The organism is Xanthobacter sp. SG618, assembly GCF_012932745.1.
In the GTDB taxonomy this organism is placed as follows: domain Bacteria; phylum Pseudomonadota; class Alphaproteobacteria; order Rhizobiales; family Xanthobacteraceae; genus Xanthobacter; species Xanthobacter flavus.
In genome coordinates this window covers 191772-209280 of the sequence record NZ_JABBHL010000010.1, presented here as the reverse complement: position 1 = coordinate 209280, position 17509 = coordinate 191772, and the positions used below count along the sequence as shown (strand labels likewise).

The 17509-nt window shown below is 67.9% G+C and carries 20 protein-coding genes and 1 tRNA gene; 13 read left to right on the top strand and 8 right to left on the bottom strand.

Going from position 1 to position 17509, the window contains the following annotated elements; genetic code table 11:
* The first annotated feature begins 45 nt into the window (after window positions 1-45).
* Both folP and folK read left to right on the top strand, forming a co-directional pair.
* Window positions 46-882 (top strand): dihydropteroate synthase, encoded by an 837-nt coding sequence (folP, locus tag FHT36_RS22815; protein WP_169124755.1) that lies wholly within the window; start codon window positions 46-48, stop codon window positions 880-882.
* Window positions 879-1376 (top strand): 2-amino-4-hydroxy-6-hydroxymethyldihydropteridine diphosphokinase, encoded by a 498-nt coding sequence (folK, locus tag FHT36_RS22810; RefSeq protein ID WP_169124753.1) that lies wholly within the window; start codon window positions 879-881, stop codon window positions 1374-1376. The genes folP and folK overlap by 4 nt, the downstream gene beginning before the upstream one ends.
* Before the next feature lie 64 nt (window positions 1377-1440).
* Here folK and FHT36_RS22805 read toward each other — a convergent pair whose 3' ends face one another.
* Window positions 1441-1647, bottom strand: a complete 207-nt coding sequence (locus FHT36_RS22805; RefSeq protein ID WP_168457651.1) for a CsbD family protein — start codon at window positions 1645-1647, stop codon at window positions 1441-1443.
* Window positions 1648-1740: 93 nt separating this feature from the next.
* On the opposite strand from FHT36_RS22805, the gene meaB reads away from it, so the two are divergent.
* From meaB to FHT36_RS22775, 6 genes are all read left to right on the top strand, one after another.
* Complete coding sequence (meaB, locus tag FHT36_RS22800) at window positions 1741-2727, top strand: methylmalonyl Co-A mutase-associated GTPase MeaB (protein ID WP_169124751.1); 987 nt, start codon at window positions 1741-1743, stop codon at window positions 2725-2727.
* A 4-nt stretch (window positions 2728-2731) separates the two neighbouring features.
* A complete protein-coding gene (locus tag FHT36_RS22795) occupies window positions 2732-3355 on the top strand; it encodes a peptidase C15 (protein ID WP_169124750.1) in 624 nt (207 codons plus the stop codon).
* Between the two features lie 88 nt (window positions 3356-3443).
* Complete coding sequence (locus tag FHT36_RS22790) at window positions 3444-4370, top strand: sulfite exporter TauE/SafE family protein (protein ID WP_169124748.1); 927 nt, start codon at window positions 3444-3446, stop codon at window positions 4368-4370.
* The gene (locus FHT36_RS22785; protein ID WP_169124747.1) at window positions 4367-5182 is read left to right on the top strand and encodes a TIGR02186 family protein; all 816 of its coding nucleotides are present in this window, start codon (window positions 4367-4369) and stop codon (window positions 5180-5182) included. The genes FHT36_RS22790 and FHT36_RS22785 overlap by 4 nt, the downstream gene beginning before the upstream one ends.
* A gap of 473 nt (window positions 5183-5655) precedes the next feature.
* Window positions 5656-6438 (top strand): enoyl-CoA hydratase-related protein, encoded by a 783-nt coding sequence (locus FHT36_RS22780; protein ID WP_169124746.1) that lies wholly within the window; start codon window positions 5656-5658, stop codon window positions 6436-6438.
* Window positions 6439-7207: 769 nt separating this feature from the next.
* Window positions 7208-7282: transfer RNA gene (locus FHT36_RS22775), tRNA-Gln, on the top strand.
* 15 nt (window positions 7283-7297) lie between these two features.
* On the opposite strand, the gene FHT36_RS22770 is transcribed toward FHT36_RS22775, so the two are convergent.
* Window positions 7298-8314: a zinc-binding alcohol dehydrogenase family protein gene (locus tag FHT36_RS22770; protein ID WP_169124745.1), complete on the bottom strand. Its 1017-nt coding sequence runs from the start codon at window positions 8312-8314 to the stop codon at window positions 7298-7300.
* Between the two features lie 178 nt (window positions 8315-8492).
* Here FHT36_RS22770 and FHT36_RS22765 point away from each other — a divergent pair, with 178 nt between their 5' ends.
* Together FHT36_RS22765 and FHT36_RS22760 are read left to right on the top strand one after the other, a co-directional pair.
* The gene (locus FHT36_RS22765; RefSeq protein ID WP_169124744.1) at window positions 8493-8867 is read left to right on the top strand and encodes a helix-turn-helix domain-containing protein; all 375 of its coding nucleotides are present in this window, start codon (window positions 8493-8495) and stop codon (window positions 8865-8867) included.
* A 61-nt stretch (window positions 8868-8928) separates the two neighbouring features.
* Entirely contained in the window at window positions 8929-9936 is a 1008-nt protein-coding gene (locus tag FHT36_RS22760; protein ID WP_169124743.1) for an MBL fold metallo-hydrolase, read from the top strand.
* Here FHT36_RS22760 and pap read toward each other — a convergent pair.
* From pap to FHT36_RS22740, 4 genes are all read right to left on the bottom strand, one after another.
* Window positions 9933-11420: a polyphosphate:AMP phosphotransferase gene (gene pap / locus FHT36_RS22755; RefSeq protein WP_169124742.1), complete on the bottom strand. Its 1488-nt coding sequence runs from the start codon at window positions 11418-11420 to the stop codon at window positions 9933-9935. The genes FHT36_RS22760 and pap overlap by 4 nt on opposite strands.
* Window positions 11421-11462: 42 nt before the next feature.
* On the bottom strand, window positions 11463-11915 hold the full coding sequence (locus FHT36_RS22750; RefSeq protein WP_029555753.1) for a MaoC family dehydratase: 453 nt from the start codon (window positions 11913-11915) through the stop codon (window positions 11463-11465).
* A gap of 121 nt (window positions 11916-12036) precedes the next feature.
* Complete coding sequence (locus tag FHT36_RS22745; RefSeq protein WP_169124741.1) at window positions 12037-12987, bottom strand: DnaJ C-terminal domain-containing protein; 951 nt, start codon at window positions 12985-12987, stop codon at window positions 12037-12039.
* Window positions 12988-13114: 127 nt separating this feature from the next.
* Window positions 13115-13522 (bottom strand): RT0821/Lpp0805 family surface protein, encoded by a 408-nt coding sequence (locus tag FHT36_RS22740; protein ID WP_169124740.1) that lies wholly within the window; start codon window positions 13520-13522, stop codon window positions 13115-13117.
* Between the two features lie 96 nt (window positions 13523-13618).
* On the opposite strand from FHT36_RS22740, the gene pdxH reads away from it, so the two are divergent.
* Together pdxH and FHT36_RS22730 are read left to right on the top strand one after the other, a co-directional pair.
* Window positions 13619-14260 (top strand): pyridoxamine 5'-phosphate oxidase, encoded by a 642-nt coding sequence (pdxH, locus tag FHT36_RS22735; RefSeq protein WP_169124739.1) that lies wholly within the window; start codon window positions 13619-13621, stop codon window positions 14258-14260.
* A gap of 105 nt (window positions 14261-14365) precedes the next feature.
* On the top strand, window positions 14366-15082 hold the full coding sequence (locus tag FHT36_RS22730; protein WP_169124777.1) for an SDR family NAD(P)-dependent oxidoreductase: 717 nt from the start codon (window positions 14366-14368) through the stop codon (window positions 15080-15082).
* Between the two features lie 9 nt (window positions 15083-15091).
* On the opposite strand, the gene FHT36_RS22725 is transcribed toward FHT36_RS22730, so the two are convergent.
* Both FHT36_RS22725 and FHT36_RS22720 read right to left on the bottom strand, forming a co-directional pair.
* Window positions 15092-16066 carry a magnesium transporter CorA family protein gene (locus tag FHT36_RS22725; protein WP_169124738.1) on the bottom strand — a complete coding sequence of 325 codons (975 nt, stop codon included), beginning with the start codon at window positions 16064-16066 and terminating at the stop codon, window positions 15092-15094.
* 254 nt (window positions 16067-16320) lie between these two features.
* Window positions 16321-16524, bottom strand: a complete 204-nt coding sequence (locus FHT36_RS22720; protein WP_024280859.1) for a hypothetical protein — start codon at window positions 16522-16524, stop codon at window positions 16321-16323.
* Window positions 16525-16837: 313 nt separating this feature from the next.
* Here FHT36_RS22720 and FHT36_RS22715 point away from each other — a divergent pair, with 313 nt between their 5' ends.
* The gene (locus FHT36_RS22715; RefSeq protein ID WP_210257932.1) at window positions 16838-17440 is read left to right on the top strand and encodes a L,D-transpeptidase; all 603 of its coding nucleotides are present in this window, start codon (window positions 16838-16840) and stop codon (window positions 17438-17440) included.
* Window positions 17441-17509: the final 69 nt, after the last annotated feature.

The window sequence follows — 17509 nt, the reverse complement described above, 5'->3', positions numbered from 1 at the left end:
GACACGCGGCGGGCTTGAGTGGGCGCCTCTCATTTGGTCCCGATCATGCCCGCTGCTCCTTCCCGAACCCTCCTCGCGCGTGGCCACGCCCTTCACCTTGGGCCGCGCACCCTCATCATGGGCATCCTCAATGTGACGCCCGATTCCTTCTCGGACGGCGGCCGCAGCGCTGCGCCGGACGACGCCCTGGCCAATGCCCGGCGCCTCGTCGCCGAAGGAGCCGAAATCCTCGACGTGGGCGGCGAATCGACGCGGCCGGGCCATACGCCGGTTGCGGCGGAGGACGAATGGGCGCGCATCGCCCCGGTCATTCCCGCCCTCGTGGCGGAGATGGGGGTGCCGGTCTCGGTGGATACCTACAAGGCCGAGGTCGCCCGCCGCGCGTTGGAGGCAGGGGCGAGCATCGTCAACGACGTCTGGGGCTTCACCCACGATCCCGACATGGCCAAGGTCGTGGCTGATTACGATGCCGCGGCGGTGGTGATGCACAACCGCACCGAGGTGGACGAATCCCTCGATATCATCTCGGAGATGCTGGGCTTCTTCGAGCGGGTGCTGGAGATCGCCGACCGCGCCGGCGTGAAGCGGGAGAAGCTCGTGCTCGATCCCGGCATCGGCTTCGGCAAGAGCTTCCCGCAGAACCTCGCCGCCATCCGACGCCTGCCGGAGCTGCGTGTGCTGGGCCTGCCGATCCTCCTCGGCACATCGCGCAAGTCGCTGATCGGAAAGGTCATCCAGACAACGCCGCAGGAGCGGGTGCCGGGCACCATCGCCTCCAATGTCATCGCCATCATGGATGGGGTGGAGATCATCCGTGTCCACGACGTGGCGGCCCATGTGCAGGCGGCCCGTGTCGCCGAGGCGATCCGGGACGCATCATGACCGTTGCCTATCTCTGCCTCGGCTCCAATGTCGGCGATCGTACTGAGACCATGGCGCAGGCGCTGGCCACCCTGTGCCGCGCCGGTCTCACCCTGCGCCGCAGCTCTTCCTATTACGAGACTCCTCCCTGGGGGCCGGTGCCGCAGGGGCCCTATCTGAACCAAGTGGTGGAGGTGGACAGCCCCATCGGGCCGAAAAGCCTTCTGGCGCTTGGCCTCGAGGTCGAGCGGATGCTGGGGCGCGACCGACCCAATGAGGTGAGGTTCGGCCCGCGCCGCATCGACATCGACATTCTGCTGTTCGGCGATGAGACCGTGCGGGAGGAGGATCTCGAAATCCCCCATCCCCGCCTCATGGAGCGCGCGTTCGCGCTGGTGCCGCTCACCGAGATCGCGCCCGACATCGTGGTCGGTGGCGTCCGCGCGGCGGAGGCGCTGGCCAAGCTGGACCAGAGCGGCATCACGCGCCACGAAGACAGCGCGTCCCACGCATGAAAATGCCCCGCGCCGAGAGACGCGGGGCCGGGGCGCGAGGCCCGTCCTTGCAGGAGCGTTCGGCTCACATGGTTCGGATGTTGGTGGACCAGGTATCGACCTGGCGCTTCACCTCGTCCTTCGCATAGCCGTAGCGTTCCTGCAGCTTGCCTTCGAGAACCTCGCGGTTCCCGTTGATCTCGGTGAGGTCGTCGTCGGTAAGCTTGCCCCACTGGGCCTTCAGATTGCCCGTGAACTGCTTCCAGTTACCTTCGATGCGATCCCAGTTCATCGCGTCGTCCTCCGTATAGAGTGGAAAGATGCGACAACAACGTTCACGCTTGAACCGGAGTTCCGCTGAGTTTTACAGAATGGGGGAGAGGCGATGACCGCCGCGGTGCACGACGACGAGAAACTGGCCGCCGGCGTCGCGCGGGGAGAGAGGGCCGCGCTGGCGCGCGCCATCACCCTGGTGGAATCCCGCCGCTCGGACCATCGCCGCCGCGCCCAGGCTCTGCTCCAGTCGCTTCTGCCGAAGACAGGCAATGCCTATCGCATCGGCATCACCGGCGTGCCGGGGGTGGGAAAGTCCACCACCATCGACGCGCTCGGCACCTACCTCACCGGGCTCGGCCACAGGGTGGCGGTGCTGGCGGTGGACCCCTCCTCCACCCGCACGGGCGGCTCCATCCTCGGCGACAAGACGCGCATGGCCCGCCTGTCGGTAGACCCTGCCGCCTTCATCCGCCCCTCCCCCTCCGGCGGCACGCTGGGCGGCATCGCCGCCAAGACGCGCGAGACCATGCTCCTGTGCGAGGCCGCAGGCTTCGACGTGGTGCTGGTGGAGACGGTGGGCGTCGGCCAGTCGGAGACGGCGGTGGCCGATCTCACCGACACCTTCCTCGTGCTCATGCTGCCCGGTGCCGGCGACGAGTTGCAGGGCATCAAGAAGGGCGTGCTGGAGCTGGCGGACATCGTGGCCGTGAACAAGGCCGATGGCGACAACATCAACCGCGCCCGCGCCGCCGCCGGCGAATACCGGACCGCGCTGCACCTCCTCGGCGCGCGGGAGGCCCACTGGTCGCCGCCGGTGCTGACCTATTCCGCGCTGACCGGGGACGGAATTCCCGGCGTGTGGGAGCAGGTGGTGCTCCATCGGCAGAAATGCGAGGCGGCCGGCACCTTCGCCGCCACCCGCCGTGCCCAGCAGGTGCGCTGGATGTGGACCCTGCTGAACGAGCGCCTCGCCGAGAAGGTCGCCCACGATCCCGGCGTCAAGGCGCGGTTGCCGGCGCTGGAGCGGGAAGTGGCCGAAGGCGCCCTCTCGCCCGCCCTCGCGGCGGCCGAGATCGCCGGGCTCATCGGGCTCTAGGGCGATGAACCGGCCGCTGCGCATCCTTGTCTGCGCCTTCGGCCCGTTTCCGGGAGTGCCGGTGAACCCCTCGCAACAGCTCGCGGCGGATCTGCTGCGCCTGCGCCGCCCTGCGCTCTGCGGCATCCAGATCGCGCTGGAGATCCTGCCCACCCGATGGGATGCGCTGGCGCGGCTCGATGCCCGCCTCCATGCGTTCGACCCGGATGCGGTGCTGCTCCTCGGCGTCGCGGCCCGCCGCCGCCGTGTGTCCATCGAGATGCAGGCAGTCAACGCCACGCGAGCCGCGCCCGACGCCGCCCGGCGCCATCCCCCGGCCCGCCGTCTTGCCGCTGACGGGCCGCATCTGTTGCGATCGCGTGTCCCAGCCGGGCCGCAGGCCAACGCCCTGCGCCGGGCCGGCATCGCCGCCGCCCCATCTCGCGATGCCGGGCGATATCTGTGCAATGCCAGCTATTTCCACGCCCTCGCCTGGGCTGCGCGGCAGAGTGGGCGCCAGCGGCCGGTGCTGTTCGTCCACCTGCCACGGCGCGAGGGCCGGCCGGCCGGGGTATCGCGGATGCGGATGGGGCGAGGCCTGTCTTCCATCCTTCTTGCCCTCGCCACCGAGGCCCGGTGCCCAGTCTGACACCTAAGTCGATGGGATAGCTACAGCTTTCGCCTTGGGAAACGAACCGCTATAGGCTCGCCCACCCCCACGTACCCAAGGCCGGCCTGTGACGATTTATTTGCCCATCGCCGAGCTGCCCGTCGCCATCTTCACGATCCTCGCCATGGGCCTTGCGGTGGGCTTCATCTCCGGAATGTTCGGGGTGGGCGGCGGCTTCCTGATGACGCCGCTGCTTATCTTCACCGGTGTGCCGCCGGCGGTGGCCGTGGCCAGCGTCTCGCCCTACATGGCGGCCTCGTCCCTGTCCGGCGCTCTTTCCTATTGGCGCAAGGGCCTGGTGGATACGACGCTGGCGTGGGTGCTGCTTTCCGGCGGCCTCGTGGGCACCGTATCAGGCGTCCTTCTCTTCCTCTGGCTGCGCTCCATCGGGCAGGTGGATCTCGCCATCCGCCTCTCCTACATGCTGCTGCTGGGCGCCATCGGCCTCCTGATGCTCGTGGAGAGCGTGCGCGCCATTCTCAGGGCGCGATCCGGCGCACCTCCCTCCGTGCGGCGGCCGGGAACGCGCCCCGCCTTCATGCGCCTGCCGCTGAAGATGCGGTTTCGCCGCTCGCGCATCTACATCTCGGCCCTGCCCGTCATCGCCATCGGCTATGTCATCGGCCTGCTCGGCGCGGTGCTGGGCGTCGGCGGCGGCTTCATCCTGGTGCCGGCGCTGATCTATCTGCTGAGGGTGCCGACCCAGACTTCGGTCGGCACCTCCCTCGTGCTCACCCTCGTCACCATGGCGGCGGCCACCGTGCTCCACGCGGTGGCCAACGGCACCGTGGATGCCGTGCTGGCGCTGGTGATGATGATCGGGGGCACGGTCGGCGCCCAGTTCGGCGCCCGCACGGGGCAGACCCTGAAGGCGGAAAACCTGCGGCTGCTGCTGGGTCTCCTGGTGCTGTCGGTCGCGCTGCGGGTAGGCGCCGAGTTGGTGACCGCGCCGGGCGACACCTTCGCCGTCACCATGGTGGAGACGGTCCGATGAGCCCGATCCGCAACTGCGTCGGGGCCGGGCCGGCATGGCTCCTTCGGTTCGTTCTCCTCACCCTGGCGCTGCTGGTGAGTCTCGTCACCGGGCCCGCGCGCGCAGACCGGCTGGTGCTCTCCGTCTCGCAGCAGACGGTCAGCATCTCCTCCAGCTTCTCCGGCGCCGAGCTTGTCCTGTTCGGCGTCGCCGAGGCCACCGATGGCGCCCCAATCGATGACGCGCCCGACGTGGTCGTCACCGTGCGCGGGCCGGCGGAGGATTTCACCACCTGGCGCAAGGCCCAGGTGCTCGGCCTGTGGGTGAACACCGACAGCCGCACCTTCATCGGCGTGCCGGCCTTTCTGACCGTGCTGTCGAACCGTCCGACGGACGAGATGGCGAGCCTCGCGATCCTGCGCCGGGAGCAGATCGGGCTCGCGCGCAACATCTTTGTCCAGCGGGTGAGCGGCGACTTCGCCGACGTCGTGCCTTCCGACCCCTTCCGGGCCGCCTTTCTCCGCCTGCAATCGGCGCACGGGCTCTACGAGGAGAACCCGAAGGGCGTCACCTTCCTTGCGCCCCGCGTCTTTCGCGCCGAGGTCCGAATCCCCGGCGCCGCGCCCATCGGCGCGTATCAGATCGAGGTGAAGCTGCTGCGAAACGGGCTGATTTCCGCAACGGAACAAGCCACGTTCGAGGTGCGGAAGATCGGCTTCGAGCAACGCGTAGCAGAGTTCGCCCTCAACGATGCGTTGCTATATGGACTGGCGGTGGCCCTAGGCAGTCTGATTGTAGGCTTCATCGCCAACATATTGTTCCGCAAGGAATGAGCTGTGAAGAGCGGGCATCCGATGCGCTTTGGTATGCAACCGGTGCGAAGATCAACAGACGGATGCGAATACCAACACCCAAATTTAAAACTGTTCTAACATTTTTTCCTTGAATCTGCTTCCATCCCCGTCCACACAGAGACGACGATAGATAAAATACTATAATACCTTCCGAAAGGCATTTGCGGCGCCCGCGCGCGGCCTGGAGGACGTGCTTCGGGTGCCAAGCCCTGACCGGCGCCCGTAGGGGACGGGGTGGCGCACTCGCGCCGCCCCGAACCCCTTTACCACCCGACACCCTCTCGTCGTGCCAGTGCCGCACCCAACCCGGCCCGCTCTCGGAGGCGCGCCGGATTCTCCGATGGCGTTGCAATCCCATCGGCCCGTGCTCTAGGAACGTCCAAGCCACCGGCAATCGTCGGCAGGCAAGGAGCCGCGCCCGCAAGGAGCGCCGGCGGAGCAGGGAGACGACCTTGGCCGGTAGCATCGCCATCACCGTCGAGGGGGGCATCGCCCGCCTTGCGCTGACCAATCCCGAGCGCCGCAATGCCATCTCCAGCACCATGTGGCGTGCGCTCTCCGCCTTCGCCCAGGAGGCGGGCCGGCGAACGGACATCCGCGTGGCGGTGCTGCGCGGCGCCGGTGACCTCGCATTCTCCGGCGGCGCCGACATCTCGGACTTCGACAGCGCCCGCTCGGATGCCTCCGGGGCGCAGAGCTATGATGATCTGGTGGAGCAGGCGTGCTCGGCCATCGAGGGCCTGGCCTTCCCGACGGTCGCCGTGATCCGCGGCGCCTGCGTCGGCGCGGGGGCCGCGCTGGCGGCGAGCTGCGACATGCGTATCGCCGCCGACGACGCCTTCTTTGCCATTCCCGCCGCGCGCCTCGGCCTCGGCTACGATCCGCGCGGCCTCGGCCGGGTGCTCAGGGCCTTCGGTAGCCAAGGTGCGCGCCAGTTGTTTTTCACCGCCGACCGCCTGCCGGCCGAGCGCGCTTACATGACCGGCGCGGTCGACCTCATCGCCCCGGCGGCCGAAGTGGACGGGCTGGCCGAGCGCACGCTCCACCGCATTGCCGAGAATGCCCCCCTGACGCTCAAGGCCGCAAAGCTCGCCATCCGCGCGGCGGAAAGCGGCAGCCAATCGCTTACCGGCGAGGCGAAGCGCGCCACCGCCCTTGCCAATGCCAGCTCCGACTATCGCGAAGGCCGCCTCGCCTTCTCCGAGAAGCGGGCGCCCCGATTCTCGGGCAGCTGACGCGGCTTGGGCTCACCAGCCGACGCACGAAGGTCGGCTGGATCTGGGGCATGCGCAGCGCTGATGGGCATCGCTCAGGCGCGAAGCGCCCGGCTAGACCCCGTCATTTTCCCTGCGCCTTGAGGCGCGTATTGCAGGCACTCCAGTATTTAGGCCAAGTCTGGCCGGCGGGAATCTTCCCCGCAGCCTTCGCCGCGCGCCACTCTGCGCCGCAGGCCTCCTGACGCTGGTGCGCAGCGGTCGCCCCGGCCGAGGGCTTCGCACCCGGCTTGGCCGCAGTCCCGGCACCCGTGGCGGCCGGAGCCGTCGCTGCCGGCTTGGCTGGCGTCGAGGCCGCCGGCGCGGTGGTCGCAGGAGTCGTGGCGGCAGGAGTCGTAGTCGTTGCAGCCGGCGGCGTGGTTGCGGCCGGCTTGGTCGTGGCGGGTGCCGTCGTTCCCTGCGCGAAACCAGGGGCGGCGAAAGCGGCGGCGAACGTCAAGGCGAGGATGGCAGTACGTGCACGCATGGTGCAGGCCTCCAAAGGGGCCGCGCGAAGCGGCGCGGCACACGGTCCGGTCGCGGACACAACGTCAGCACGCCACGCGACAACGGCAAAATCGCGGCGCAAATGATTGATGACGCTGCGTAATTTCATGCCCATACACAGGTGCCACGCCGCTTGTGTGCCGGGCGCATCAACCGACGCGCACGGCTCCCTCCATTCGCATCGGCAATCACACGCCGATCCGTGGACATGAGCCCCCCACGCCTATATGTTCCGCCGCCGCGTTGGGGCGTAGCCAAGTGGTAAGGCAGGGGATTTTGATTCCCCCATTCCCTGGTTCGAATCCAGGCGCCCCAGCCACCGCGACGCCTCCCCTTACGCCCAGCCTTCCAGCACGATCTTGCCGATGGACCGCCCGCTCTCCAGGACGAGGTGGGCGCGCCTGAGGTTGTCCGGGTTTATGGGGCCGAAATGGGCGCCGAGGGTGGTGCGCAGGAGGCCTTCGTCCACCAGTCCGGCGACTTCGGAGAGGATGCGGTGCTGGGCGTCCATGTCCGGGGTCTCGAACATGGAGCGGGTGAACATGGACTCCCAGGCGAGCGCCCCGCTCTTGGGCTTCAGGAGGGTGGCGTCGAGCGCGGCGGGATCGTCGATGACGCAGATGGCGCCCTGGGGCACCAGCGCCTCGACCAACTGCGGCCAATGCTGGTGGGTACCGGTGATGCTGAAGATGCGGTGCGCGCCGCCAAGGCCGAGCGCCTTCAGCTCACCCGCGAGCGGCTTGGTGTGGTCGATCACATGGTCGGCGCCCAGTTCCTTCACCCAGGCGATGCTCTCGGGGCGGGAGGCGGTACCGACGATGGTGGCGGAGGCGAGCCGGTGCGCCAGTTGCACCGCCATGGAGCCGACGCCGCCGGCGGCCCCGACGATCAGGAGCACCGTCTTGTCGTCGGCGACACCGCGCGGCAGGCGCAGGCGGTCGAACAGGCTCTCATAGGCCGTGAGCGCGGTGAGCGGGAGGGCAGCGGCCTCGGCAAAGGAGAGGGTTCGCGGCTTGCGCGCGGCGATGCGGGCATCCACCAGATGGAGCTCGGCATTGGTTCCGGGCCGGGTGATGGCACCGGCATAATAGACCTCGTCGCCCACCGCGAACGACCCGGCATCGGCGCCCACCGCCTCCACCACGCCGGCCGCATCCCAGCCGAGGATTACCGGCGCCTCGGCCGTCCCCTGGCGGCGCATGCGCACCTTCGTGTCCACCGGATTGACCGAAATGGCCTTCACCCGCACCAGCAGGTCGCGCGGGCCCGGAACGGGGGTCGGCGCCTCGAAGGCGAACAGGGCATCCGGACTGTCGGCGGGATGGGAGGCAACGTAACCGATGGCCTTCATGACGATCTCTCTCGAAGCTGGCGCAGGGCGCGCCGGTGTCCCCTAATCTTGATCGCCCGGCGCGCGGCGCAAGACGGCACAATCGGGTGGGCTGGTATCAGTCATGATACGCCGTGTGGCGTGGGCGATCGCCCTCCGCCATACTTCGCCGCCACAATGGCGATTGGAGGAGCGAGCATTGGCAAGGCGCCACGTGACCTATCCGGGAACGGGATGCCCCGTCGAGGCGGCGCTGGCGCTGATCGGCGCCAAGTGGAAGGGCGCGACCCTCCATCACCTCATGGGCGGCGAGCTGCGTTTCTCCGAGCTGCGCCGGAGGATGCCGAACGTGACCCAGCGCATCCTCTCCAAGGCGCTGCGCGAACTGGAGGCAGACGGACTGGTGCTGCGCCGGGTCTATCCCACCGTGCCACCGCAGGTCGGCTACCGGCTCACGCAGAAGGGCGAGGCCCTGCGCGGCGTCGTCGAGGCGCTGGCCGATTTCGGGCGCGGCCATCTGCAGGGCGCGGCCTGCCCGTTTCCCGACGCCGGGCATGTGATGGCGGCCGAATAATGCCGCGGCGCGCCGCTTCGCCGCGCGCGCCAGTTCCGGGAAATTCGGCTAGTGTCGGGCCATGCCCCGTCCGTATCATCATGGCCCGCCCTCGGATCATTTCGACGGCACGCGCTTCTTCAATCCCGACCACCCCTCCACCGACAAGAGCCTGAAGGATCTCCTAGCCTGGCGCCGCGCCAAGCGGGAGGAAGAGCCCGCGCCCGTGGGCTGGCCAGCCGAGCGGCCAATCCCGACGCGGCAGGAGACGCCGCCTCCGCGCGTCTCGTCCGGCATCCGCGTCACCATGGTCGGGCACGCCAGTGTGCTGATCCAGGTGGCGGGGCTGAACATCCTCACCGATCCGGTCTGGTCGGAGCGCGCAGGCCCGCTCCGCTTTCTGGGACCGAAGCGGCACAATCGGCCCGGCATCGCCTTCACCGCCCTGCCGCCCATCGACTGGGTGCTGCTCAGCCACAACCACTACGACCACATGGATCTTGCGACGCTGCGTCGCCTCCAGCGCACCCATCGCCCGCGCGTGCTGACGCCGCTCGGCAACGACAAGATCCTGCACCCACGGCTCAAGGCCCTCGATATCACCACCGGCGACTGGGGCGCTCGCTTTGATCTCGGCGCGGGCGTGGACGCGATCCTCCATCCCGCCAACCACTGGTCGGCCCGTGGCATCCGGGACCGGCGCTTCGCCCTGTGGGCCGGCTTCGTGCTGGCGACGCCGGAGGGGCTGATCTATTTCGCCGGCGATACGGGCTACGGCACCGGCGCCATCTTCCGGTCGGTGAGAAGCGAATTCGGCGCGCCGCGCGTGGCGCTGATCCCCATCGGCGCCTATGAGCCGCGCTGGTTCATGGCGCCCCAGCACACCAATCCCGAGGAGGCCGTGCGCATCCTGGAGGACACTGGCGCCACCCAGGGCCTCGGCATCCACTGGGGCACGTTCCGCCTCACAGATGAGGGGCAGGATGCCCCGAAGCGGGCACTCGGCGAGGCGCTCGACGCCGCCGGGATCGCGCGGCACCGCTTTCTGCCGCTGCACCCCGGGCAGGTGTGGGACGCGCCCGGCGTCTAGCCGAGCGCCTGTTGCAGCCGGTCGGCGATGGTCTTCAGCACCTTGACCCGGCCGTAGCGCTTGTCCTCGGATTCCACCAGCGTCCACGGGGCGATGCGGGTGGAAGTGCGATCCACCATCTCGGTCACGGCCGCCTCGTAGAGCGGCCACTTCTCCCGGTTGCGCCAATCCTCCGGAGTCAGCTTGAAGCGCTTGTAGGCGACGGTCTCGCGCTCCTCGAAGCGGCGCGCCTGCTCCTGCTGGCTGATGGCCAGCCAGAACTTCACCACCACATAGTTCGCCGCCGAGAGCTGGGCCTCGAAATCGTTGATCTCGCCATAGGCGCGGCCCCAGTCGTCCGGTCCGCACAGGCGCTCCACCCGCTCGACCAGCACGCGGCCATACCAGGATCGGTCGAAGATGGCGGTGCGCCCCTGGGTCGGGATGTGCCGCCAGAAGCGCCAGAGATAGGGCCGCGCGCGCTCCTCATCGGTGGGGGCGGCGATGGGGTGGACCCGGAAGTGCCGGGGATCGAGCGCTCGCCGCAGCCGCATGATCGTGGAGCTCTTGCCGGCCGCATCCGAACCTTCGAAGGCCACCACCAGTCCCGCATCGGCGAAGCGCGGGGAATTGGTGAGGCGGGTGATGCGGCTCTGCTCCTGCGCCAGCTGGCGATCGTAATCGTCCTCATCGAGAGACTTGGAGAGGTCGAGGGTCGAGAGGATGGAGAAGGTCGGCAGCGTCGATGGCAGTTGAGTCGGGTTGGGCGCGAGCGGCTGGGGCGCAGGCTCCGGCTCGGCGACCATGGACCGCAGCTTCTCCAGCAGCAGGCTGCCGGCCATGGCGTCGCGATACTCCTCGTCGGCGGCCGGCACCACATGCCAGGGCGACGTTTCGGTGGAAGTGGCCCGGGCGGCATCCTCGGAGATCGCGAGCAGCCGCTTGCGCGGACCGGAGCCCTTCAGCTCCTCCCACTCCCGCACGACCGGGCGCTGCCATTCGCCCTTGGTGACACCCTTGAGGCGGGTGCGCGCCTCCTCCGGGTCGAGATAGAGCCAGATCTTGAGCAGGCTCACGCCCTCGGCGTGGAGCATGGCCTCGAAGCGCTGGATATCCTCCAGCGCCGCCATGAAGTCGCCGCGCTTCATCTCGTCCAGCGCCCGCTTGCAGAGGGGGGCGTGGTACCAGGAGCCGAGCATGATGCCGATCTGGCCGAAGGGCGGCAGCTCGCGCCAGTATTTCCACATGGCCGGGCGGTCTTCCCGCGCGCAGGGCATGTCGAAGGTCAGCGTCTGGAGCTTGCGCACATCGAGCCAGCCGTAGAGGCGGTTCAGCACCGCGCCCTTGCCGGCGCCGTCGGGGCCGTGGATGAGGACGATCAGGCTGCGCCGCTTCTGCTCGATGAGCTGGAACTGCGCGGTGAGCAAATCCTCGCGCAGGCTGGGTTCCATGGCCTTGAAGGCGGCCTTGTCGAGATGATGCGCGAACGTCGCGGATTCGAACATGCCGCCTCTCCTCGTGCCGGGGGAGGCAGCGTGTACGACCGCTCAGGCCGATGCAACCTTCTGGGTGGCGGCGGACGGCACCTTCACCCACGCCTCGCCATCCAGCACCACCTCGCCCTTCACGGTGCAGATGCAGGAGAGGCGGGCGCGGAAACGCTCGGGGATCAGTTCCACCACGCGCACTTCCACCTCCACCGTGTCGTCGATGCGCACGGGGGCACGGAAGTTCAGCGTCTGGGAGATGTAGACCGCGCCCGGACCCGGAAGACGTGTGCCGAGCACGGCGGAGATCAGGCTCGCCGTATAAAGACCGTGGGCGATCCGACCGCCGAAGGGCGTGCGCGCGGCGAAATGCTGGGACAGATGGATGGGATTGCGGTCGCCGGTGAGTTCGGCGAAGCCCACGATGTCGGAGGAAGACACCGTCTTCGACATGCGCTCGATGCGCCCAACCGTCAGGTCTTCAAAAAAGAGGTTCTGCAATTCGAGGAACATGGGCGCGCTTCCGTTATGCTTGTCGGGGCGCGCACTCTAGAAGCCAGCCGCACGGGTGGAAAGTCGGCCGAAATGGTAAGCCGGAACGTCGCAGGGGCGGCGGACCAGGGCAGAGGCGGCGTCAGGCCGCCTCCCCCTTCAGCTTGCGCATCAGCTCTTCCAGCTCCGCGCTCTTCTCCGCCGGCAACACCACGTTCACCCGCGCCAGTAGGTCGCCGTGGCCGCCTGTCGCGTTGGGCAGGCCCTTGCCGCGCAGGCGGAAGGTGCGCCCGCCGGAGGTCCAGGCCGGGATGGCGAGTTCCACGGCGCCGGTGAGCGTCGGCACCCGCACCTTGGCCCCAAGCACCGCATCGGCGAGCGGCACGTCCAGAGACTGCCTGAGATCGTCGCCATCACGCTCGAACAGCGGATGCGGGGCATAGGAGATGGTTACGTAGGCATCGCCGGCCGGGCCGCCCATGGGGCTCGGCTCGCCCTGCCCCTTCAGGCGCATTCGGTGCCCCTCGCGGGTGCCGGGGCCGATCTTTATGTCGATCTGCTTGCCGTTGGGCAGCCCGACACGCTTCGACGCCCCCTGCGTCGCCTCCTCAAAGGAGACGGGGAGCGTGATTTCCATGTCGGCGCCCGGCTGGGGCGCGAAGCCGCCACCGGCGGACCGGCGCTGCCGGCCGAAGCCGAAGATGTCGCCGATATCCTCGAACCCGCCGCCGCCACCACGGGACGTGCGCCGGGCCCCTTCGGGACCGAAGGAGAAGCTTTCGAAAATCGTGTCACCGTCGAAGCCGGAAAAGCCACCGGGGCCGCGCCGGGGGCCGCCACCGCCGAAGCCGGTGAATTCCGGCGCGCGCGGCTTGCCCTCCGCGTCGATCTCGCCGCGGTCGTACTGGCCCCGTTTCTCCTTGTCGGAGAGAATCTCGTGCGCCGTGTTCAGCTCGGCGAAGCGGTCCTGGGCCTTGGGATCGGACGCATTGGCGTCCGGGTGGAGCTTCTTCGCGAGCTTGCGATAGGCGCGCTTGATCTCTGCCTCGTCGGCGGTCTTGGAAATACCGAGGACGTCGTAGGGATCACGCATGAATTGTCACCTCGCCGGCCGGCACTCAGGCGGCCAGCCGCACGGAACATGTGGTTCGCGGCGCAAAAAATGCAACGGCACCGCTCAAACGGCCTGCGCTTTTTCGCGCCATGCCTTTCGATGAGGCTCAGGCGCGCCCGAGCAGGCGGACCTGATTGAGCACCGTGCCGGTACGGCCCTTGCAGGCCTCGCCCTGCACCCAGCGATCGGCGGACTTGCCGTCCACCAGTGAGATCATGAAGCCGCGGCAGCCGGCCTGGGTCGGGCCGACCGGGGTCGCCGTTCCGCGGGTGCCAGTCTCCGGATTGTCCCACGGCACCGAGACATCGCCATCACGGGCGGCGAGCGCCTGATCGAGGGCGAGCTTGGCCTGCGTCCAGTCGCTGGCGGTGATGCCCTTGGGGGCCGGCCCTTCCGGCACCGGCAGGGAGGCCGGCGTCGCCTTGATGGAGCCGGTGACGAGCGAATCGTCGTCGTGGAACGGCGCGCTGGCGCAACCGGACAGGAGCGCGGCTAGAAGACACGCGCCTGCCATGGCGGCGAGCCCTTCGCGCGGGCGCCCGACACTTCTATATAGAACGATGAAGCCGCCCCGAGAGGCGTGCGAACGGTCAGACACGAGGGGCTCCACATGACGGCGAGCGACACCATGGAACCCCGTGATCCCTTAACATCCGGTGATTTCACCGAATCTTCCGAGCCTTTCCGTCTTTTCTCCGAGTGGCTGGAGGAGGCCAGCAAGTCCGAGCCGAACGATCCGAACGCCATGACACTCGCCACCGTGGACGAGGACGGGCTGCCGGACGCGCGCATGGTGCTGCTCAAGGGGCTGGACGAGCGCGGATTCGTCTTCTTCACCAACACCGGCAGCGCCAAGGGCCGCGAGCTCCTCGCCCACCCGAAGGCGGCGCTGGTGTTCCACTGGAAGTCGCTGCGCCGTCAGGTGCGAGTGCGTGGGCCGGTGGAACTGGTGAGCGACGCGGAAGCGGACGCCTATTTTGCCACCCGCCCCCGCCTCTCGCAGATCGGCGCCTGGGCCTCGAAGCAGTCGCACCCGCTGGAAGGACGCTTTGCGCTTGAGGCCGCCGTAGCGACGACCACCGCGAAATATGCCCTCGGCAGCGTGCCGCGCCCGCCCCACTGGACCGGCTTCCGCATCCTGCCCGTGGCCATCGAGTTCTGGCACGATCGGCCGTTCCGCCTGCACGATCGCGTGGTGTTCCGCCGCGCGGGTGAAGGCGAGGCCTGGACGAAGACCCGGCTTTATCCCTGATCCGGGACCGGCCGGGCTGGACCCGGACACGGGCTGAAACTTCACCTTACCGGCTGTGGCCGAGGCTCACACATGACATCGGAAACCGAAGACCGGCCGCGCATCATGCTCCTCACCGGAGCCTCGCGCGGCATCGGCCACGCCACAGTGAAGCGCTTCTCCGCGGCCGGCTGGCGCGTCATCTCCTGCTCGCGCCATCCCTTCCCCGAGCAATGCCCGTGGGGTGCCGGCCCCGAGGACCATCTGCAGGTGGACCTTTCGAGCCCAGCCAGCACCAAGGCGGCCATCGCCGAAGTGAAGAGCCGACTGCCCGAGGGCAAGCTCGACGCCCTCGTCAACAACGCCGCCATCTCACCCAAGGGCGAGGGCGGTGCGCGCCTCGGCACGCTGGATACCGATCTCGAGACCTGGGTAGACGTGTTCCAGGTGAATTTCTTCGCCCCCATCATCCTCGCGCGCGGGCTTTCAGCCGAGCTGGAGAAGGCGCAAGGCTCGGTGGTGAACGTCACCTCCATCGCCGGCTCGCGGGTGCATCCCTTCGCAGGGGCGGCTTATGCCACCTCCAAGGCAGCGCTCGCCTCCCTGACCCGGGAGATGGCTTCCGATTTCGGCCGCCGCGGCATCCGGGTGAACGCCATCGCGCCGGGGGAGATCGACACCGCCATCCTCTCGCCGGGCACGGACAAGATCGTCGCGCAGATCCCCATGCAGCGCCTCGGCACGCCGGACGAGGTGGCGAAGATCATCTACGTGCTGTGCACGGAGACCTCCTCCTACCTCAATGGCGCCGAGATCCACATCAATGGCGGCCAGCACGTCTGACGCTGCGGCCTAGAGCCAGCGGCGCCACTTGAAGAAGACGTAGGGCAGGATGCCCGATACCACCATGGCGCAAAGTGCGAGCGGGTAGCCGTAGGTCTCCGCCAATTCCGGCATGTGCTGGAAGTTCATGCCGTAGATCGAGGCGATGAGCGTCGGCGGCATCAGCACCACGGAGAGCACGGCGAAGATCTTGATGATGTTGTTCTGTTCGAGCCCCACCATGCCGATGGTGGCATCCAGCAGGAACTGCAGTTTGTCGCCGATGAAGGCGGCATAGTCTGAAAGGCCGGCGACATCCCGGCTCATGGACTTGATATTGGCCTTGCCGTCCTTGGCGATGGTCGAGCCATCAGAATCCGCCCCCAGGAAGGAAATGAGCCGCTGCAGCGAGGCGAGGCTCTCGCGGGCGTAGGAGACGAGCCCTTCCTTGCGGCCGATATGGGAGAGGATGGCGCGGTAGCGCTGGTTGGCATTCTCCCGTCCGTCGGAACGCTCGAAGATGCGCCGGGAGATGCGCTCCACGTCCGCGCCGATCTGCTCCAGCACGTCGGCGGAGCGATCCACCACGGCTTCCAGAAGCTCGATAAGGATATCCTCGCCTTTCACCGTCGCGGGGCATGACTTGCCCAGCCGGTTCGAGACCGAGGGAAATGCACGGGGCTCGCCGTAGCGCACGGTGATGAGGCGGCCGCGCGTGAGGATGAAGGTGACGGCCAGCATCACCGGCGTCTCGGTATCGGCGCCGCAGAGGATGGTGGCAGTCATGTAGCGCGCGCCGCCCTCCATATAGAGGCGGCTCGACTGCTCGATCTCGCCCATCTCCTCCCGCGTGGGAACGGAGATGCCGGCGAACGCTTCCGCCCGAGTGTCATCGGCCTCGGTGGGGGAGATCAGGTCGACCCAGACCGCAGCCTCGGGGATGGGTCCGTCCGTGATCGGAACGGCCTCGAGGCTTCCTTGTCTGGAGATGTAGGCGAAGATCATGCGGCGGTCCTTGATCGGCCCGCCCTTCTAGCCCGCCGCGAGGCGCGTGGGAACCGAGCCGATCGGGAGGTGCGACCGCCGTCGCGTCCACTTGCAGCTGCGGATACCACCCACCCGGACGTCCGGCGGCAAAGCAGTGTCGCCGCCGATCGGGACGTGGGGTTGTCGATGCGTGACACCTTGCGGCCAGCGCACCGCCTTCACCACCCCGGTCCGGCCCCCGCGCCGGTTCCGGGTGGACCATCGCTCCTGCCTCAGGCGGCGAGGAAGTCGATGTCCTTGAGGGTGACGACCTTGTTGGCCTGGGCCGCCTTGGCCTCGACCGCCTTCTTGTCGCTCGCCTGCTGCGCAGCCGCGGCGACGGCGGAGATGCCGATGTCGCGCCACTGCTGGCTCTGCGCCGTACGCTTCAGATCCGATTCCTCCCGGGGGCTGAGCCCTTGGTGTCCGGTAGACATGTCCCAACTCCTGTGTGGTGCGCCGTTACGCAGCGGCACCTTCGCGTGACCCCTTCAGAGATGGCGATCAACTGCGTCAAAACTGTGCAGCCGATGCGTCTTCTCCGCGGTCATACGAAGAGTAGGCGCCCCAAAGCTTGCGAAACTCCAAATAGGGTGCCGAAAGGTCAATCTGTGAGGCATTTCTGCAACGCCTTCGCACAAGCAACACCGCCCCATCCGAACACCCTTCTAGCGAAGCGGACATTGGGTTAATTCATTCTCGCGGGTCGAATCCTCCTTGTGCGTCAAGGGCAGAGTTAAGAGGCGAGACATGATGTGGCGAGCGGTCGGGGCACTGCTGACAGGTTTGATGCTCAGCGGCTGCATCTCCGGAACGGTGGCGCCGGCGCCGGACACGGCAATGACGGCGCGGGACAAGCAGCTTCTTGCCAACAAGCCGTATCCGAATGTGAAGCCTTCGGGCGATTTTGCGCGGCATATCGTTGAGTATCCGACCAATAAGAAGCCGGGCACGGTGGTCGTCGATACTCCGAACAAGTTTCTTTACTATGTGGAAGGCAACGGTAAGGCGATCCGCTACGGCGTGACCGTCGGCGAGGAAAGCCTCGCCTTCCGCGGCCAGGCCAAGGTCGGTCGCAAGACCGAATGGCCGAGCTGGACTCCCACTCCGGAAATCCACCAGCGCATTGCCGGCCTGCCGTCCTACGTGGCGCCCGGCCCGCACAATCCCATGGGCGCCCGCGCCCTGTACCTCTACCAGGGCAATCAGGACACCCTGTTCCGCATCCACGGCACCAACCAGCCGGAATATATCGGCCAGGCGATCTCCTCGGGATGCATCCGCATGCTCAACGAGGACGTCATCGACCTCTACAGCCGCGTTCCGGTGGGCGCCGAGGTCGTGGTGCTCTGAGCTGATTTATCTTCAGACGTAAAAAGGGCGCGGCTTGGCCGCGCCCTTTTTGTTTGGGCATCGCCCGAC

What these genes read in the sequence shown, in the direction of transcription:
- folP (WP_169124755.1), top strand. Translation starts at nt 46, where the DNA reads ATGCCCGCTGCTCCTTCCCGAACCCTCCTCGCGCGTGGCCACGCCCTT.
- folK (WP_169124753.1), top strand. Translation starts at nt 879, where the DNA reads ATGACCGTTGCCTATCTCTGCCTCGGCTCCAATGTCGGCGATCGTACT.
- FHT36_RS22805 (WP_168457651.1), bottom strand. Translation starts at nt 1,647, where the DNA reads ATGAACTGGGATCGCATCGAAGGTAACTGGAAGCAGTTCACGGGCAAT.
- meaB (WP_169124751.1), top strand. Translation starts at nt 1,741, where the DNA reads ATGACCGCCGCGGTGCACGACGACGAGAAACTGGCCGCCGGCGTCGCG.
- FHT36_RS22795 (WP_169124750.1), top strand. Translation starts at nt 2,732, where the DNA reads ATGAACCGGCCGCTGCGCATCCTTGTCTGCGCCTTCGGCCCGTTTCCG.
- FHT36_RS22785 (WP_169124747.1), top strand. Translation starts at nt 4,367, where the DNA reads ATGAGCCCGATCCGCAACTGCGTCGGGGCCGGGCCGGCATGGCTCCTT.
- FHT36_RS22770 (WP_169124745.1), bottom strand. Translation starts at nt 8,314, where the DNA reads ATGAAGGCCATCGGTTACGTTGCCTCCCATCCCGCCGACAGTCCGGAT.
- FHT36_RS22760 (WP_169124743.1), top strand. Translation starts at nt 8,929, where the DNA reads ATGCCCCGTCCGTATCATCATGGCCCGCCCTCGGATCATTTCGACGGC.
- pap (WP_169124742.1), bottom strand. Translation starts at nt 11,420, where the DNA reads ATGTTCGAATCCGCGACGTTCGCGCATCATCTCGACAAGGCCGCCTTC.
- FHT36_RS22750 (WP_029555753.1), bottom strand. Translation starts at nt 11,915, where the DNA reads ATGTTCCTCGAATTGCAGAACCTCTTTTTTGAAGACCTGACGGTTGGG.
- FHT36_RS22745 (WP_169124741.1), bottom strand. Translation starts at nt 12,987, where the DNA reads ATGCGTGATCCCTACGACGTCCTCGGTATTTCCAAGACCGCCGACGAG.
- FHT36_RS22740 (WP_169124740.1), bottom strand. Translation starts at nt 13,522, where the DNA reads ATGGCAGGCGCGTGTCTTCTAGCCGCGCTCCTGTCCGGTTGCGCCAGC.
- pdxH (WP_169124739.1), top strand. Translation starts at nt 13,619, where the DNA reads ATGACGGCGAGCGACACCATGGAACCCCGTGATCCCTTAACATCCGGT.
- FHT36_RS22730 (WP_169124777.1), top strand. Translation starts at nt 14,366, where the DNA reads ATGCTCCTCACCGGAGCCTCGCGCGGCATCGGCCACGCCACAGTGAAG.
- FHT36_RS22725 (WP_169124738.1), bottom strand. Translation starts at nt 16,066, where the DNA reads ATGATCTTCGCCTACATCTCCAGACAAGGAAGCCTCGAGGCCGTTCCG.
- FHT36_RS22720 (WP_024280859.1), bottom strand. Translation starts at nt 16,524, where the DNA reads ATGTCTACCGGACACCAAGGGCTCAGCCCCCGGGAGGAATCGGATCTG.
- FHT36_RS22715 (WP_210257932.1), top strand. Translation starts at nt 16,838, where the DNA reads ATGATGTGGCGAGCGGTCGGGGCACTGCTGACAGGTTTGATGCTCAGC.